Below are 15139 nucleotides of genomic sequence, written 5' to 3'. Positions count from 1 at the left end.
TCCTTCTCTTTCTTCTTAGATAAATGGATAACGAGTGAGTGCCATGGCGAAAGCGTCACAGGTCGGTTCCACCACGGTAGCGCGGGATAATGGGCAGGAAGCGGGCGGTGCCATTCGTCAGCGTAATGAGCGCGAGATACTCGAAGCTGCCGAGCGGGTGTTCGCTCGGCATGGCTATCGTGGTGCCAGCCTGCAGGCGATCGCGGAAGAAGCCGGATTGCCCAAGTCCAACGTGCTTTACTACATGGGCAGCAAGAAGGCTCTCTATGTGCGCTTGCTTGAAGGTGTGATGGAACGCTGGAATACCATGCTGGATGACATCAGTGAAGATGATGACCCCGCCCAGGTGCTCAGTGCCTTCATCCGTTCCAAGATGGAAATGTCGCGACTCTACCCCCAGGCATCGCGGCTTTTTGCTTCCGAGATTCTTCAGGGGGCGCCTTTCCTTCAGGATTTCCTGCGTGGTGAGTTACGCGAATGGGTCGAAAGTCGCGCCAAGGTCTTTCGAGGCTGGGCCGAGCGGGGGCTGATGGACCCTGTCGACCCCGTGTCGCTGATATTTCTTATCTGGTCGGCAACCCAGCATTACGCGGATTTCGAGGCCCAGGTGCTGGGCATCACCGGGCGTGATGCACTGAAAGATGATGATATCGAGCGCATCACGGCCTTTCTCACCCAGGTCGTGCTCAAAGGGTGCGGCGTCGAGACGGCTGGGCTTCGCTTGTAACGTTGGCAGCCGCCTCGTATCTGCCTTATTGCGCGGTCACCAGCATCACCAGTGCCAGCACTGCCGAGACCCACATGGCGGGCTTGATGTCCGAGAGCTTGCCGGTTGCCACCTTGATCAGCACGAAGCTCATGAAGCCGAAGGCGATACCCAGGGTGATGGAATAGGTCAGCGGCATCAGAATGATGGCCAGGAATGCTGGAAAGGCATCTTCGAAACGGTTCCAGTCGATCTTGGCAATCGGCGCCATCATGAACAGTCCGACCAGTACCAGGGCAGGGGCCGTTGCGATACTGGGTACCAGGGACAGCAAGGGCGACAGGAACAGGAACGGCAGGAACAGGAAGGCAATGGTCACGGCAGTGAGGCCGGTCCGGCCGCCTTGGGCCACACCAGCACCCGATTCGATGAAGGTCTGGGCAGCGCTGGTGCCTAATGGTGCTGCGATCATGGAGGCGAAGGCATCCACGGTCATGGAGCGCTTGAGGTTGCGTGGGTTGCCATTGGCATCCTTGAGATCAGCTGATTCTGCCAGGGCCATGAAGCAGGACAGCGAATCGAAGAAGTTGGTGAACAGCATGACGAAGATGAAGGGCAGGTAAGCCACCTTCAGGGCGCCGATGATGTCGACCTTCATGACGGCAGAGAAGTCCGGCCAGGAGGCCAGGCCCTGCCAGGCGACCACGACTTCGTCTCCCCACAGGCGTCCCATGGGAGCTGCGAGCAATGTGGTCACCGCAATGCCCAGGATCAGGGCACCATTGAAACCACGAATCACCAGCACTGCGGTGACGATCAAGCCAATGAAGAAAGTACCAAGACTGATGTCGATGTTGCCCAGTGTGACCAGAGTGGCGGGGTTGGCAACGATGAAGCCGGCGTTCTTCAAGCCGATGAAGGTGATGAACAGGCCGATGCCGCAAGTGATGGCATAACGCAGTGAGGCTGGAATGGCATCGATGATGGCCTCGCGCACGTTGAACAATGCCAGTACCGCGAACAGCACGCCCGACCAGAATACACAGCCCAGGGCCACCTCCCAGGACAATCCGGCACCGAGTACCAGGGTATAGGTAAACAGGGCATTCATGCCCATTCCCGGCGCGACCAGTATCGGGTTGCGGGCATATAGCCCCATGGCCAGGCTGCTGAAGAAGCTGATGACCACTGTGGCGGAGAGCGCAGCGGAAAAAGGTATGCCTGCATCGGATAGAATGGCGGGATTGACCACGATGATATACATCCCGGCCAGGAAGGTGGCGACGCCGGCCAGCAGTTCGGTTCTTAGAGAAGATCCGCGTCGGCTGACATTGAAATAACGATCCAGCCAGTGGTGGGACGTGCGCGAGGCGTCCGCTGCGGAAGTCTCTTCCGCATAAGATGTGGAGCTTTGTGTCATGGCAGTATTCTCTTGTATTTATTGGGAATTTATTTCAATGGTGCCGTTGTTGGCATGAGTCAGTCGGTTAGGGTAGTCGCCATTGGCATGTCGTGGTCATGGATGTGGAAAAACTGACCTATCGGTCAACTATGCTCAAGCGTAGACAAAAATCCATCATGAAGGCAACAAAAGTTGTGAGTGTTGTATACGAAAGTCCCGCTCTTCCCATTGATGACAAGCTTCCGCAATTGATCGAGGCACTGCATGTTCGTAACCGCGCCTTGCTGGTAGCCGAGCCGGGAGCGGGCAAGACTACGCGGGTGCCATTGGCGCTGCTCGATACCACCTGGTGCCAAGGTGATGGGGGCAACGGCCGTCTATTGCTGCTGGAGCCCCGGCGAGTCGCCGCACGCCTGGCGGCGGGTTACATGGCGGCTCAACTTGGCGAGGCGGTGGGCGAGACGGTTGGCTACCGCATGCGTGGAGAAAGCCGGGTTGGGGCGAAGACCCGTATCGAGGTCGTGACCCAAGGGGTGCTGGCTCGCATGCTGCAAGACGACCCCATGCTTGAAGGGGTCAGCGGTGTCATCTTCGATGAATTTCATGAGCGTAGTCTGGAGGCTGACCTGGGGCTGGCGCTGACGCTGGATGTGCAGCAAGGGCTGCGTGAAGATCTGCGCTTGCTGGTGATGTCGGCAACCCTCGATGTGGCTGCCTTGCAAGGGGTAATGGGAGACGATATCGCGGTCGTGGAATGCCCCGGCCGACAGTATCCGGTGGTCACGCATTACCGTCCGCCAGCGTCACGGGTGGAACCCTGGCGCCATCAGGCCCAGGTGGTCAGTGAGGCGCTTGCTCGTGTCACGGCTGATCGAGCAACAGAAGGCCAGACAGCAGAAAAGCAGACCACCGAAGAGCAGGCAAACGGCGATGTCCTGGTCATTCTCCCGGGGGTGGCAGAAATCGAGCGACTGCGCCGGGAGCTGGCCGAGACGCAGCCACATTTGTCAGTGATGCCGCTGCATGGACGAATGCCCCTTGAGGCCCAGCGCAAGGCACTTCAGCCATTGGCAGATGGACGTCGTCGTGTGGTGATTTCCACGGCTATCTGTGAGTCCAGTGTTACCGTCGATGGAGTGCGCTGCGTCATTGATGCAGGACTGGAACGGGTGCCGGTCTATCAGGCCCGAACCGGTTTCAGTCGCCTGGAGACACGCAGAGTCAACCGTGCCAGTGCCGACCAGAGACGTGGTCGAGCGGGGCGTCAAGGGCCAGGTGTCTGCTATCGGCTCTGGGCCGAGGAGCAGCCTTTGGTGCCTCATGGTGAGCCCGAAATCCAGCAGGCAGACTTGGCAGATCTGGCCTTCGAGCTGGCGCGCTGGGGCGTCAAGGACTCCCAGGCACTGAGTTGGGTAACGGCTCCGGCAAGGTCGGCCCTTCTTGCTGGGCGAGCGCTCTTGCAGCGCCTTGGCCTGCTTGATGGTGAAGCGGGGCTGACGGTGTTGGGTCGTCAGGCAGCCCGCTGGCCGACCCATCCGCGTCTGGCGGCGATGCTGGAGATCGCCAGTCAGCAATCTCCCCAGAAACTGGCGACAGCGTGTGCCCTGGCGGCATGGCTGGAGTATCGCGATAACGGTGCCAGCCGGGATCTGGAGGCGGGCTTCGCTCAGTTGCTGGCCCAGCCGAAGTCCTCACCCCAATGGTCAAGGGAAGCCCGGCGCCTGGCCAGCCTGGGCGGTGTCTCGCTGAATCAAGCCAGGGAAACCGCATTGGGAGCACTACTGCTGCTGGCCTTTCCTGATCGTGTGGCGCAATGCATCGAGCCAGGACGTTTTCGTCTGGTCGGTGGTGGCCTGGTCACGATGCCTGCAGACCAGGCGCTGGGGCACGAAGCACTGCTTATCGCGCTGGATACCGATGGGGATTCAAAGGCCGCCCGACTGTATCGCGGGGTACGTTTGGCGCGGGAAGATCTCGAAGCACACTTTCCTGAAACCCGGCAGTGGCAGGAGCGGCTCGAGTGGTCGGACGATGAGGAACGTCTCGTAGGTGAGCGCGTACGAGGGGTAGGCTCAGTCATACTCGAGCGCCGCCCTCTGGGCGGTCCTCCGAGCGCAGAGGCATGTCGTGATGCGTTGTTGAATGTCGTGCGTCAGCGTGGACAGCTGCCGCTGGATGAGAGCGCCGAGACGTTGCGGGCAAGGGTTGCCTTGCTGCGCAGTGAACATGATCCAGCCTGGCCAGACCTTTCTGATGCTGCTCTGCTGGCGGAGCTTGGGGAGTGGCTAGGGCCGCATCTGGCAGGAATGTCCCGTTTGTCCCAGATGCTGGCGCTACCTTGGGAAAAGTTGCTCAAGGAGCGTCTGCCCTGGCCATTGGCTGGACGCCTGGACGAGCTGGCTCCCACTCGTTTACCTCTGCCCAGTGGTGATAGTGCAGCGCTTCGCTATGTCATGGATGGTGACGTGTCAGATGATGTAGAGGGAAGCAAGGTAGTGCCGGTATTGGCGGCCAAGCTGCAAACCTTGTTTGGTTGTCGCCAGACACCGCGAATTGTCGAGGGCAGGGTGCCTGTGCGACTGGAGCTGTTGTCGCCGGCACAACGTCCGCTGGCTGTGACCATGGATCTCGAAAGCTTCTGGCGCAATGTCTATCCGCAGGTACGCAAGGAAATGCGCGGCCGTTATCCCAAACATCCCTGGCCGGAGGATCCTTTTACGGCATCGGCAACACGACATACTAAACGGGCATTGAACCGTGGGAGCTAAATAGCCTGGGTGGTTGACAGTAGCGTGTGTGAAGGCGACCATCGCGATCCTTTTTCACTTCTTTTCCATTACCTTCGCCACGGACCCAGGCCATGCTGCAAGCCCTGTTGGAAACCCTTGATCGTGATGCCAGGCAACGTAACGACTGGGGACAGGTCGCCAGTTATATTCCTGAACTGGCCAGCATCGACCCTGCTCAGTTTGCCATCAGCGTGTGTACGGTGGATGGCCAGGAATACCACGCGGGCGATGTGCAGGTACCGTTCTCGATCCAGAGCGTCTCCAAGGTATTCACGTTGGCGTTGGCCCTTGGGCGGTTGGGCGGTCGATTGTGGGAGCGTGTCGGGCGAGAACCCTCGGGGCGGGCCTTCAATTCCATCGTTCAGCTGGAAAGAGAGCAAGGCATTCCCCGCAACCCCTTTATCAACGCCGGTGCCATCGTGACCACTGACGCTGTGCTGGGCCAGCGTGCACCGCGCGAGACGCTTGGGGAAATCCTCAGTTTCCTGCGTGAAGCAGCAGACGATAGTGATGTCCACATCAATGAATACGTGGCGCGCTCTGAACAGCGCACTGGCGATCGCAATTATGCCCTGGCCCACTTCTTGCGTTCCTGCGGCAATCTCCATAATGACTGCGACCGTGCGCTGGGGACGTACTTTCACCATTGCGCTATCGAGATGACTACCGTTCAACTGGCCCGCGCGGCACGCTTCTTGTGTGGCGGTTTCCGTGGGCATCGCATGATCGGTATCGAAAGGGTGCGGTCTATCAATGCCTTGATGATGACCTGTGGTCACTACGATGGCTCTGGTGAGTTCGCCTATCGCGTCGGTTTTCCCGGCAAGAGTGGTGTCGGCGGGGGCATCATGGCGGTGGTACCCAATGTCGCCTCTATTGCCGTGTGGTCACCGGGCCTCGACCAGTATGGTAACTCCAAGCAGGGTACCAAGGCGCTCGAGAGTCTTTCCAAGGCGACTGGCTGGTCGGTCTTTGCTTGAACGTGGCCTAAGGAGCGATTGATGACACCTGTAATGCCTTGCCCGTGCGGCAGCGGTGAGTCACTCGCCGAGTGCTGTGGGAGTATTCACCAGGGGCAGCTGGCGCAAAGTCCGCAGGCACTGATGCGCTCCCGCTTCAGTGCCTTTGCCTTGGGGCTGCATGATTACCTGATCCACTCCTGGCATCCTGATACCTGTCCCGCGTCACTCGATCTGGAGCAGGACACCACGCGTTGGGTGCGTCTGGAAATTCTGGACCACGGAGAAAACTCTGGCGAAGGGAATGGCGAAGGGAATATCGGCAATGAAGGCTGGGTGCATTTCCGCGCCACTTTCCAGGAAGGGCCACCCGGGCGGCGGCGTTGGGGCGTGCTTGAAGAGCGCTCGCGCTTTGTACGCCTGGAAGGACGTTGGGTCTATATGGATGGTGAACCGAAGGTGACCAGGCTCAAGCCGGGGCGTAATGATGTTTGCCCGTGTGGCAGTGGCAAGAAGTTCAAGTCCTGCTGTGGGCGCTGAGTTTTTTTCGAGGCCTGTCTGAAAAGGGTCTTTCAGACAGGCCTCGGAGTTGTGGTGCTTACAGAATCGTGGCAGCCAGCCATCCGGCAGCGATCAACGGCAGGTTGAAGTGCAGGAAAGTGGGAACCACGGTATCCCAGATATGATCGTGCTGGTTGTCGGCATTCAGGCCGGCAGTGGGGCCAAGCGTCGAGTCTGAAGCCGGCGACCCAGCATCGCCCAGGGCGGCGGCGGTGCCGATCAGTGCTACCGTGGCCATTGGCGAGAAGCCGAAGGTGTGGCACATCGGTACATAGATGGCGGCAATGATGGGAATGGTCGAGAAAGACGAACCAATGCCCATGGTAATGAACAGGCCGACCAGCAGCATGACCAGTGCCGCGAGAGACTTGTTGTCACCGATCAGCGCGACGGAGCCTTCGACAAGCGCGGGAATCTCTCCCGTTGCCTTCATTACCCCCGCGAATCCGGCAGCGGCAATCATGATGAAGCCGACCATGGCCATCAATCGCATGCCTTGGGTGAAGACGCTGTCCTGTTCATTCCAGTTGATGATGCCGCTGAAAGAGAGCAGGGCAAACCCGGCCAGCCCGCCAAAGATCATCGAGCCGCTCCACAGCTGAACCACCAGTGCAAGCACCAGCGCCAGGACGATCATGCCCAGTTGCCAGCCCTTGAGGCCGGCAGCGTTGTGCTCGCTCTTCTGGAAGCCATCAATGGGCAGGTCCTGGTACTGGCGCTTGCGCCGGTAGCTGACGAAAACAGCCAGCAGCAGCCCCAGCAGCATGCCGACTGCCGGCAGGATCATGGCCTTGGGCAGCATGCCGCGAGTCACCTCCAGGCCAACATCGGCTCCAGAGGCGTTGATGTTTCCCATCAGGATATCGTTGAGGAAGATGGTGCCAAAACCGATGGGCATGGACATGTACATCACGGTAATACTGAACGTGATGGCGCAGGCCACGGCACGGCGATCCAGCTGTAGATGATTCATGACCAGCAGCAGTGGCGGCACCAGGATCGGGATGAAGGCAATGTGTACCGGGATGATGGTTTCGGCCGCAAAACCGGCCAGGATCAGGGTGCCGAACAGCCCCCAGGTCACCATTCTGGCGTGGGATTGCGTCTGTTGGCCTCCCTCGAAGCTGGCGATGACTTTCATGGAAAGGCGTTGAGTGATACCGGAGCGGGACAGCATCACGGCGAAGGCACCCAGTGTGGCATAGGCCAGGGCGACGGGAGCTCCACCGCCCAGTCCGTCATTGAAGGCGCTGACGATTTCGTTGGCGGGAAGACCTGCGTAGAGGCCGCCCACGATGGACGCAGCAATCAGGGCGAAGACGACCGAAACACGCATGAGGCTGAGCCCCACCATCACGAGAATGGCAAGTACGATGGCATTCATCAGGAAGGGATCCTTCTGGTTTATTGGCTTTATTGTGTTACCGCATGTGCAGAACAGCCCCGCCGTGAGGATGACGAGGCCGTCTTTTCTTCATGACTTCCGTTGTGGTGCCATCAGTGGCTCGGCAAGGTGCCGCCGGGCATGAACGGATTCAGAATGCGTGAGGAGAGCAGGGTGCTTGCTGCATCAATGTCCGGTGCAAAGAAGCGGTCTTCATCGTAATGAGTGACTTTCTCGCGCAGGATGCTGCGAGCCTGTTCCAGTTTATCGCTGGTCTTCAGGCCGTTGCGCATGTCGAGCCCCTGGCAGGCGGCAAGCCATTCAATGGCCAGGATGCCGCGTACATTGGTAGCCATTTCCCAGAGGCGCCTGCCTGCGGCCGGTGCCATGGAAACATGGTCTTCCTGGTTGGCCGAAGTTGGCAGGCTGTCGACACTATGCGGGTGAGCGAGCGCCTTGTTCTCGCTGGCCAGGGCGGCTGCCGTGACCTGGGCAATCATGAAGCCGGAATTGACGCCGCCTTTTTCGACCAGGAACGGCGGCAGTTGCGACATGTGCTTGTCCATCATCAGTGAAATGCGTCGCTCGGAAAGCGAACCAATCTCGGCGATGGCCAGGGCAAGGTTGTCTGCCGCCATGGCGACAGGTTCTGCATGGAAGTTGCCGCCGGAAATGATGTCATCGTCCTCGGCGAACACCAGCGGATTGTCGGAGACGGCGTTGAGCTCGATGGCCAGTACTTCTGCAGCCTGGCGCAGCTGGGTCAGTACCGCCCCCATGACCTGGGGCTGGCAACGCAGCGAATAGGGATCCTGCACCTTATCGCAATTGGCATGGGAGTCGCTGACCTCGCTGCTTGCCCCAAGCAGATGACGGTAGGTCGCCGCGGCATCGATCTGGCCGCGCTGGCCGCGTGCCTCGTGGATACGAGCATCGAAGGGTGAACGAGAGCCCAGCGTGGCCTCGACGGTCAGTGACCCGCACACGCTGGCTCCGGCAAACAGGTCTTCAGCGTCGAACAGCCCCTTGAGGGCATAAGCGGTAGAAACCTGAGTGCCATTGAGCAGCGCCAGACCTTCCTTGGGTGCCAGACGCATGGGTTCGAGCCCAGCCACTTTCAGGGCTTCACTGGCGGGCAGCCACTCACCACGGAACCTGGCCTTGCCTTCGCCCAGCAGTACCACGCTCATATGGGCCAGGGGAGCCAGATCGCCGGAGGCGCCCACCGATCCCTTGAGCGGGATATGTGGATAGACTTCGGCATTGATCAGCGCCATCAGCGCATCGAGCACCTCGCGGCGAATGCCGGAGAAGCCCCGGGCCAGGCTGTTGACCTTGAGCACCATGATCAGGCGTACCAGGGCATCGTCCATGGGCTCACCGACACCCGTGGAGTGAGATAGCACCAGCGAACGCTGCAGGTCTTCCAGCTCCTCGTTGGCGATGCGGGTCTGGGCCAGCAGGCCGAAACCGGTATTGATGCCGTAAACGGTGCGGTTCTCTGCCACCACCCGATTGACGCAGTCCACGGCACGCTGAATCGCGGCATTGGCGCTGTCTGGCAAGCTCACCTGTGCAGCACTTTGGTAGACCTGGCGCGCTTGCGCCAGGGTCATCGTGCCAGGTTGAATTTCGATGTGAGTCATCAGGGGAATCCTGTTAGGGATGCTGTTGTTATGTCTGTCGTTATGCCTGTCGGTATATCTGTCGTTATATATCGTTATTCGCTGTCGAGCATCGGCAGGTCGAGGTCGTTTTCACGTGCACAGCGCTTGGCGATGTCGTAACCGGCATCGGCATGACGCATGACGCCGCTGGCCGGGTCATTGCGCAGCACGCGGCCGAGCCGTGCGTGAGCGTCGTCGCTGCCATCGGCGACAATGACCACACCAGCATGCTGGGAGAAGCCCATACCGACACCGCCGCCATGGTGCAGGGAAACCCAAGTGGCACCGCCGGCTGTATTGGCCAGGGCATTGAGCAGCGGCCAGTCGGAGACGGCATCGCTGCCATCCAGCATGGCTTCGGTTTCACGGTTGGGGCTGGCGACGGAACCGGAGTCCAGGTGGTCGCGTCCGATCACGACGGGGGCCTTGAGTTCGCCACTCTTGACCATTTCATTGAAGGCCTGCCCGAGGCGTGCGCGATCCTTCAGACCGACCCAGCAGATGCGTGCCGGCAGCCCCTGGAAGCTGATGCGTTCGCGAGCCATGTCGAGCCAGTTGTGCAGGTGCTTGTCGTCCGGGATCAGTTCCTTGACCTTGGCGTCGGTCTTGTAGATATCTTCCGGGTCACCAGACAATGCTGCCCAGCGGAACGGGCCAATGCCCTGGCAGAACAGCGGACGAATGTAGGCGGGCACGAACCCGGGGAAATCGAAGGCATTGGCAACGCCTTCTTCCATGGCCATCTGACGGATATTGTTGCCGTAGTCGAAGGTGGGCACACCCATCTGCTGGAAGTCGAGCATGGCTTTCACATGCACGGCCATGGACTGCTTGGCTGCCTTGACCACCGCTTCAGGTTCGCTCTTGCCGCGGACAACATATTCATCCCAGTTCCAGCCGGCCGGCAAGTAGCCATGCAGCGGGTCGTGGGCGCTGGTCTGATCAGTGACCATATCCGGGCGTACGCCGCGCTTGACCAGTTCTGGCAATACATCGGCGGCATTGGCGCAAAGTCCGATGGAAATCGCCTTGCCTTCACGCGTGTAGCGCTCGATGCGTGCCAGAGCGTCGTCCAGATCGTCGGCCTGTTCGTCGAGGTAACGAGTGCGCAGGCGGAAGTCCAGGCGTGATTGCTGGCATTCGATGTTCAGCGAGCAGGCACCGGCCAGGCTGGCAGCCAGGGGCTGGGCGCCGCCCATGCCACCAAGGCCGGCAGTCAGGATCCAGCGGCCTTTCAGGTTGCCGTCATAGTGCTGGCGGCCGGCTTCGACGAAGGTTTCGTAGGTGCCCTGGACAATGCCTTGGGAGCCAATGTAGATCCAGGACCCCGCGGTCATCTGGCCGTACATCATCAGGCCCTTGCGATCCAGCTCGTTGAAGTGTTCCCAGTTGGCCCAGGCCGGGACCAGGTTGGAGTTGGCGATCAGTACTCGGGGAGCATCCTTGTGCGTGGGGATGACGCCTACCGGCTTGCCGGACTGAATCAACAGCGTCTGGTCGTCTTCGAGGCGCTTGAGCACTTCCACGATCTTGTCGAAGCATTTCCAGTCGCGTGCAGCACGGCCAATGCCACCATACACCACCAGCTCTTCAGGGCGTTCGGCCACATCCGGGTGCAGGTTGTTCATCAGCATGCGTAGTGGCGCTTCGGTCAGCCAGCTCTTGCAGGACAGCTCTGTCCCGGTCGGTGCTTCGATATGACGAGTGGTATCGCAGCGCTCAGTGATGGTTGAGCCGGTAGTAGGTTCGGTGATCTGATTCATTGTCGTGGCTCCATTCAGAAATGGGATTGGCTGAAGTTGGATTGGCTGAAGTTGGATTAGCTGAAGCTGGATTGGCTTAAGCTGGGTTGCCTAGGCTAGGCCGGGTGAGCTGGTGGATCAGGCGTGCAGCCAGACGTGCGGTGCGCTGATCGATATCGTGAGAGGGATTGACCTCGGCAATATCAATCAGGCGCAGCTTGCCGCTGGTACGCAGGCATTCGAGGATCGGCTCGAGGTGGGACAGGGCAACACCGCGAGCAGCGGGAGCACTGACACCAGGAGCATCGCTGGCTGGAAAGACATCCATGTCGATGCTCAGGTAGACGTGGTCACAACTGGTCACCAGGCGCTGTACGTCGCGTTTGATGGCATGGATGTGCTCGTCACGGAATTCATGGTCCTGACGCACCAACACCTTGAGTCGTTCAGCACGCTGGAACAGAGCCCGGGTATTGGCGGCCTGGCTGACGCCAAGGCAGGCATAGCGGAAAGGCCAGCGGCGCTGCGCACAGTCTTCGGCAATCTGGGTAAAGGGTGTCCCGGATGAACGGACATGGCTTGGGTCGCGCAGGTCGAAATGGGCGTCCAGATTGATGATGGCGACGATCGGGCGTCGCTCGCGCTCTGCCAGATGGTGGGAAAGTCCCGACCAGCTGGCAAAGGCCATCTCATGACCGCCTCCCAGAACGATGGGCAGGTGACCTGCATCGAGAATGCGAGCAAGATGCTGGCCCATGGTGGCCTGGGCTCGCTCCATGTCATCGTCCTGGCAATGCACGTCACCACCGTCGTAGGCAGGTGCGTCACGGTGCCAGGCCAGAGGCGCCAGTGCTCGACGAATGGCCGTTGGACCCTCGGCAGCTCCGCTGCGTCCTTGGTTGCGTGCCACACCGGCATCGCAGGCAAAACCCGTGATAACCACGCCTTTTTCGCTATCCGTGCCATATGCCTGGACACGCTGATGCCAACGGTCGCTGTCAGGCTCCGGATCCACTCGGCCACGCCACACTGTCATGTCGCTGGTTGTCATATCAATAGCGCTGTCAGCCATGGGTCAGTTCTCCTTTCAGCACGCGCTGGCGCAGGCGTCCAGGCTGTATCGCATAGGCCAGTTCAGCCGGGCTATCGACATCCCATATGCACAGATCCGCGACGGCACCAGGATGCAGGCGACCGATATCGGTGCGACCTAATGCCAGAGCTGCGTTGTAGGTCATTCCCGCGAGAGCCTCCTGAGGTGTCAGGCGAAACAAGGTGCAGGCAAGGTTGAGCATCAAGGTCGGAAAGACGATGGGAGAGGTGCCTGGGTTGGCATCAGAGGCCACTGCCATGGGCACGCCTGCGCTACGCATCTCCGCAATGGGCGGAAACTGGGTTTCACGTAACGTGTGAAAAGCTCCGGGAAGCAGAACACCAACGGTGCCTGCGGCCGCCATGGCCTCGATGCCGCTCTGGTCAAGATATTCGATATGGTCGGCAGACAGTCCGCGATAGCGTGCTGTCAGTTGCGAGGCACCGGAGAGGGATAGTTGCTCGGCATGGCTCTTGACCGGCAGGCCAAGATCGTGGGCGGCGAGGAATACGCGCTCGCATTGCTCGAGGCTGAAGGCGATGTGTTCACAGAACACGTCCACGGCATCCACCAGGCCTTCCTTGCAGGCAGCAGGCAGGATCTCGTTACAAACCAGGTCAATGTAGTCGTCCGCGCGGTCAGCATACTCCGGCGGCAAGGCGTGGGCCGCCAGCAGCGTCGTGAAGACGCGAACCTTGAATTGCTCATCGAGACGCCTGGCAACCCGCAGCATTTTCAGCTCGTGTTCGACGCTGAGGCCATAGCCGGACTTGATTTCCACACTGGTGACACCGTCGTCGATCATGGCCTGCAGGCGAGCTGCGGCAGTCTCGAACAGATGCTCTTCGCTGGCTTCCCGAGTGGCACGAACCGTGGAAAGGATACCGCCTCCGCGACGGGAGATGTCGGCATAGGACACTCCTTCCAGTCGACTTTCGAACTCGTTGGCCCGTTGGCCGCCATACACCAGGTGGGTATGGCAGTCGATCAGCCCGGGGGTCATGACACCGCCTCGCCCCATTTCGACAGCTTCCTCGATGGCCTGAACGTCGAGGTTCTTGTCATGGTCGTTTCCCGAGGGGAACAGTGCGGTGACGCGTTCCCCTTCCACGACCACTGTCATGGGTGCGGGGTGCGTCTTGAGTCCATCGAACAGGATCACATCGCGCCATAGGCGACGAACGGGAGCGGTGGAGGAGGACATGACAGGCTCCTTGTTAATGTATATACATATATTCGTCCCCGAATGACATCTTCGTCAAGCACTAAATCGGCTAGGGACATGGTGATGAATCTGGCAATAAAATAACTTTATAACAGTAAGTTGAGGTGTTTTTTATGGATTTTGTTCTACTAAGGTCTACATGCTTTTGGCGGTGTGAAAAGAGACCTGCTGCTCAGAATGGTATATACAAATAGGGCATTCCTTCATTCTGAGGTAACACCCATGGCCGCTTCTCCCGGGGCTAAGACCGATACTCGGGCGCCTGACCGCAAGGCGCCTGCTGTGATGACATTGAAATTGCTGATTCCAAGCCTGGTCGGCATCTTCATTTTCTTCATTCCCGTCACGATTGCTGGGCGCTCGACGATCCCGCTGGATCACCTTGTTTCTGCTGCCAGGCATCTGCTCGGGCCCTATAGCGGTCTCTATGCATTGGCATTGATCGTGGCGGGGGCGCTTTACCCCTTGATCACGGGTCGCTGGCGGCGCACTCCAACGGATATGGTGTTCAGTCTGCTCAAGGTGATGGGCGTAGTGGCAGGTGTGATGGCGTATACCGGAGCAGGACCAGAGGTGTTGCAGCAGCCGGACATGCTGCCGTTCCTATTCGACAAGCTGGTGATCCCGGTGGGATTGATTGTGCCGATCGGGGCAATCTTTCTGGCGCTGTTGATTGGCTATGGGTTGCTGGAACTGGTGGGGATTCTGGTCCAGCCCATCATGCGACCGATCTGGAAGACCCCCGGGAGAAGTGCCATTGATGCTGTGGCATCTTTTGTCGGCAGCTATTCGATCGGGTTGCTGATTACCAACCGTACCTACCAGGCTGGACAATATTCGGCTAAGGAAGCCGCCATCATTGCGACAGGCTTCTCTACCGTATCGGCACCTTTCATGATTATCGTGGCCAAGACGCTGGGGCTGATGGAAGTGTGGAATCAGTATTTCTGGCTGACACTGGCGATCACCTTTGTGGTTACCGCCATCACTGCCCGCCTGTGGCCGCTGTCATCCATGGACCGTACACTTGACGATGCAGAACCAGAAGCCGAGCAGGGCAAGCGCTTGAGGCTGGCCTGGCAGACTGGGCTGGAAGTGGCCGCTGGGGCGCCCAACCTGGCGCGTGGTGTATGGAACAACCTGCGCGAAGGTCTGCTGATGGCCATTGCCATTCTGCCATCGATCATGTCGGTAGGATTGGCTGGGTTGCTGCTGGCCAAATATACCCCACTGTTCGATTGGCTCGGGTGGCTGTTTTATCCGCTGACGGCGCTATATGGCATCGAGCATGCTCAGGAGCTGGCCCAGGCCAGTGCTGCGGGATTGGCCGAGATGTTCCTGCCTGCACTGTTGCTTGGTGGAGAGGGCAGCAGCATCGACTTTGTCGCACGCTTCGCGGCCGGGGTTGTATCGGTTTCCTCGATTCTGTTCTTCTCGGCCTCGATTCCTTGCATCCTGGCGACCAGTATTCCAATTTCCATCGCCCGCATGGTCGTCATCTGGTTCCTGCGCGTTTTGTTCAGTCTTGCGCTGGCCATTCCAACGGCGATGCTGGTGCAATAGCCAGGGGCTGCGTGCCATATGAAAAGCCGGCTTCGGGAGTTCCCCCGA

General features: G+C 59.5%; 11 protein-coding genes. 5 read left to right on the top strand and 6 right to left on the bottom strand.

Annotated elements, in window-relative coordinates; translation table 11 throughout:
• The first annotated feature begins 43 nt into the window (after positions 1–43).
• The gene (locus E4T21_RS10625) at positions 44–727 is read left to right on the top strand and encodes a TetR/AcrR family transcriptional regulator (protein WP_149284961.1); all 684 of its coding nucleotides are present in this window, start codon (positions 44–46) and stop codon (positions 725–727) included.
• A 25-nt stretch (positions 728–752) separates the two neighbouring features.
• Here the strand turns inward: E4T21_RS10625 and E4T21_RS10620 are convergent, their stop codons facing one another.
• Complete coding sequence (locus tag E4T21_RS10620) at positions 753–2126, bottom strand: NCS2 family permease (protein WP_149284960.1); 1374 nt, start codon at positions 2124–2126, stop codon at positions 753–755.
• A gap of 176 nt (positions 2127–2302) precedes the next feature.
• Between E4T21_RS10620 and hrpB the strand changes: the two genes are divergently transcribed.
• From hrpB to E4T21_RS10605, 3 genes are all read left to right on the top strand, one after another.
• Positions 2303–4876 carry an ATP-dependent helicase HrpB gene (gene hrpB, locus E4T21_RS10615; RefSeq protein ID WP_240349358.1) on the top strand — a complete coding sequence of 858 codons (2574 nt, stop codon included), beginning with the start codon at positions 2303–2305 and terminating at the stop codon, positions 4874–4876.
• Between the two features lie 92 nt (positions 4877–4968).
• Positions 4969–5877: a glutaminase gene (locus E4T21_RS10610; RefSeq protein WP_149284958.1), complete on the top strand. Its 909-nt coding sequence runs from the start codon at positions 4969–4971 to the stop codon at positions 5875–5877.
• A 21-nt stretch (positions 5878–5898) separates the two neighbouring features.
• Positions 5899–6396, top strand: a complete 498-nt coding sequence (locus tag E4T21_RS10605) for a YchJ family protein (RefSeq protein WP_149284957.1) — start codon at positions 5899–5901, stop codon at positions 6394–6396.
• Between the two features lie 58 nt (positions 6397–6454).
• Here E4T21_RS10605 and E4T21_RS10600 read toward each other — a convergent pair whose 3' ends face one another.
• The 5 genes from E4T21_RS10600 to hutI all read right to left on the bottom strand — a co-directional run bounded on the left by E4T21_RS10600 (position 6455) and on the right by hutI (position 13507).
• The gene (locus tag E4T21_RS10600) at positions 6455–7801 is read right to left on the bottom strand and encodes a Na+/H+ antiporter family protein (RefSeq protein WP_149284956.1); all 1347 of its coding nucleotides are present in this window, start codon (positions 7799–7801) and stop codon (positions 6455–6457) included.
• Positions 7802–7914: 113 nt separating this feature from the next.
• On the bottom strand, positions 7915–9447 hold the full coding sequence (hutH, locus tag E4T21_RS10595; protein ID WP_149284955.1) for a histidine ammonia-lyase: 1533 nt from the start codon (positions 9445–9447) through the stop codon (positions 7915–7917).
• 74 nt (positions 9448–9521) lie between these two features.
• Complete coding sequence (gene hutU, locus E4T21_RS10590) at positions 9522–11231, bottom strand: urocanate hydratase (protein ID WP_149284954.1); 1710 nt, start codon at positions 11229–11231, stop codon at positions 9522–9524.
• Between the two features lie 76 nt (positions 11232–11307).
• Positions 11308–12282: a formimidoylglutamase gene (gene hutG / locus E4T21_RS10585; RefSeq protein ID WP_240349357.1), complete on the bottom strand. Its 975-nt coding sequence runs from the start codon at positions 12280–12282 to the stop codon at positions 11308–11310.
• Positions 12275–13507 carry an imidazolonepropionase gene (gene hutI / locus E4T21_RS10580; protein ID WP_149284953.1) on the bottom strand — a complete coding sequence of 411 codons (1233 nt, stop codon included), beginning with the start codon at positions 13505–13507 and terminating at the stop codon, positions 12275–12277. The genes hutG and hutI overlap by 8 nt, the downstream gene beginning before the upstream one ends.
• Before the next feature lie 243 nt (positions 13508–13750).
• Between hutI and E4T21_RS10575 the strand changes: the two genes are divergently transcribed.
• Entirely contained in the window at positions 13751–15091 is a 1341-nt protein-coding gene (locus E4T21_RS10575; RefSeq protein ID WP_205423491.1) for a YjiH family protein, read from the top strand.
• Positions 15092–15139: the final 48 nt, after the last annotated feature.

The organism is Halomonas binhaiensis (assembly GCF_008329985.2).
In the GTDB taxonomy this organism is placed as follows: domain Bacteria; phylum Pseudomonadota; class Gammaproteobacteria; order Pseudomonadales; family Halomonadaceae; genus Halomonas; species Halomonas binhaiensis.
The sequence above is the reverse complement of the archived record's forward strand: the minus strand, read 5'-3'. Positions and strand labels throughout refer to the sequence as shown.

What these genes read in the sequence shown, in the direction of transcription:
- E4T21_RS10575 (WP_205423491.1), top strand. Translation starts at nt 13,751, where the DNA reads ATGGCCGCTTCTCCCGGGGCTAAGACCGATACTCGGGCGCCTGACCGC.
- E4T21_RS10610 (WP_149284958.1), top strand. Translation starts at nt 4,969, where the DNA reads ATGCTGCAAGCCCTGTTGGAAACCCTTGATCGTGATGCCAGGCAACGT.
- E4T21_RS10600 (WP_149284956.1), bottom strand. Translation starts at nt 7,801, where the DNA reads ATGAATGCCATCGTACTTGCCATTCTCGTGATGGTGGGGCTCAGCCTC.
- hutH (WP_149284955.1), bottom strand. Translation starts at nt 9,447, where the DNA reads ATGACTCACATCGAAATTCAACCTGGCACGATGACCCTGGCGCAAGCG.
- E4T21_RS10625 (WP_149284961.1), top strand. Translation starts at nt 44, where the DNA reads ATGGCGAAAGCGTCACAGGTCGGTTCCACCACGGTAGCGCGGGATAAT.
- hutI (WP_149284953.1), bottom strand. Translation starts at nt 13,507, where the DNA reads ATGTCCTCCTCCACCGCTCCCGTTCGTCGCCTATGGCGCGATGTGATC.
- E4T21_RS10620 (WP_149284960.1), bottom strand. Translation starts at nt 2,126, where the DNA reads ATGACACAAAGCTCCACATCTTATGCGGAAGAGACTTCCGCAGCGGAC.
- hutG (WP_240349357.1), bottom strand. Translation starts at nt 12,282, where the DNA reads ATGGCTGACAGCGCTATTGATATGACAACCAGCGACATGACAGTGTGG.
- hutU (WP_149284954.1), bottom strand. Translation starts at nt 11,231, where the DNA reads ATGAATCAGATCACCGAACCTACTACCGGCTCAACCATCACTGAGCGC.
- E4T21_RS10605 (WP_149284957.1), top strand. Translation starts at nt 5,899, where the DNA reads ATGACACCTGTAATGCCTTGCCCGTGCGGCAGCGGTGAGTCACTCGCC.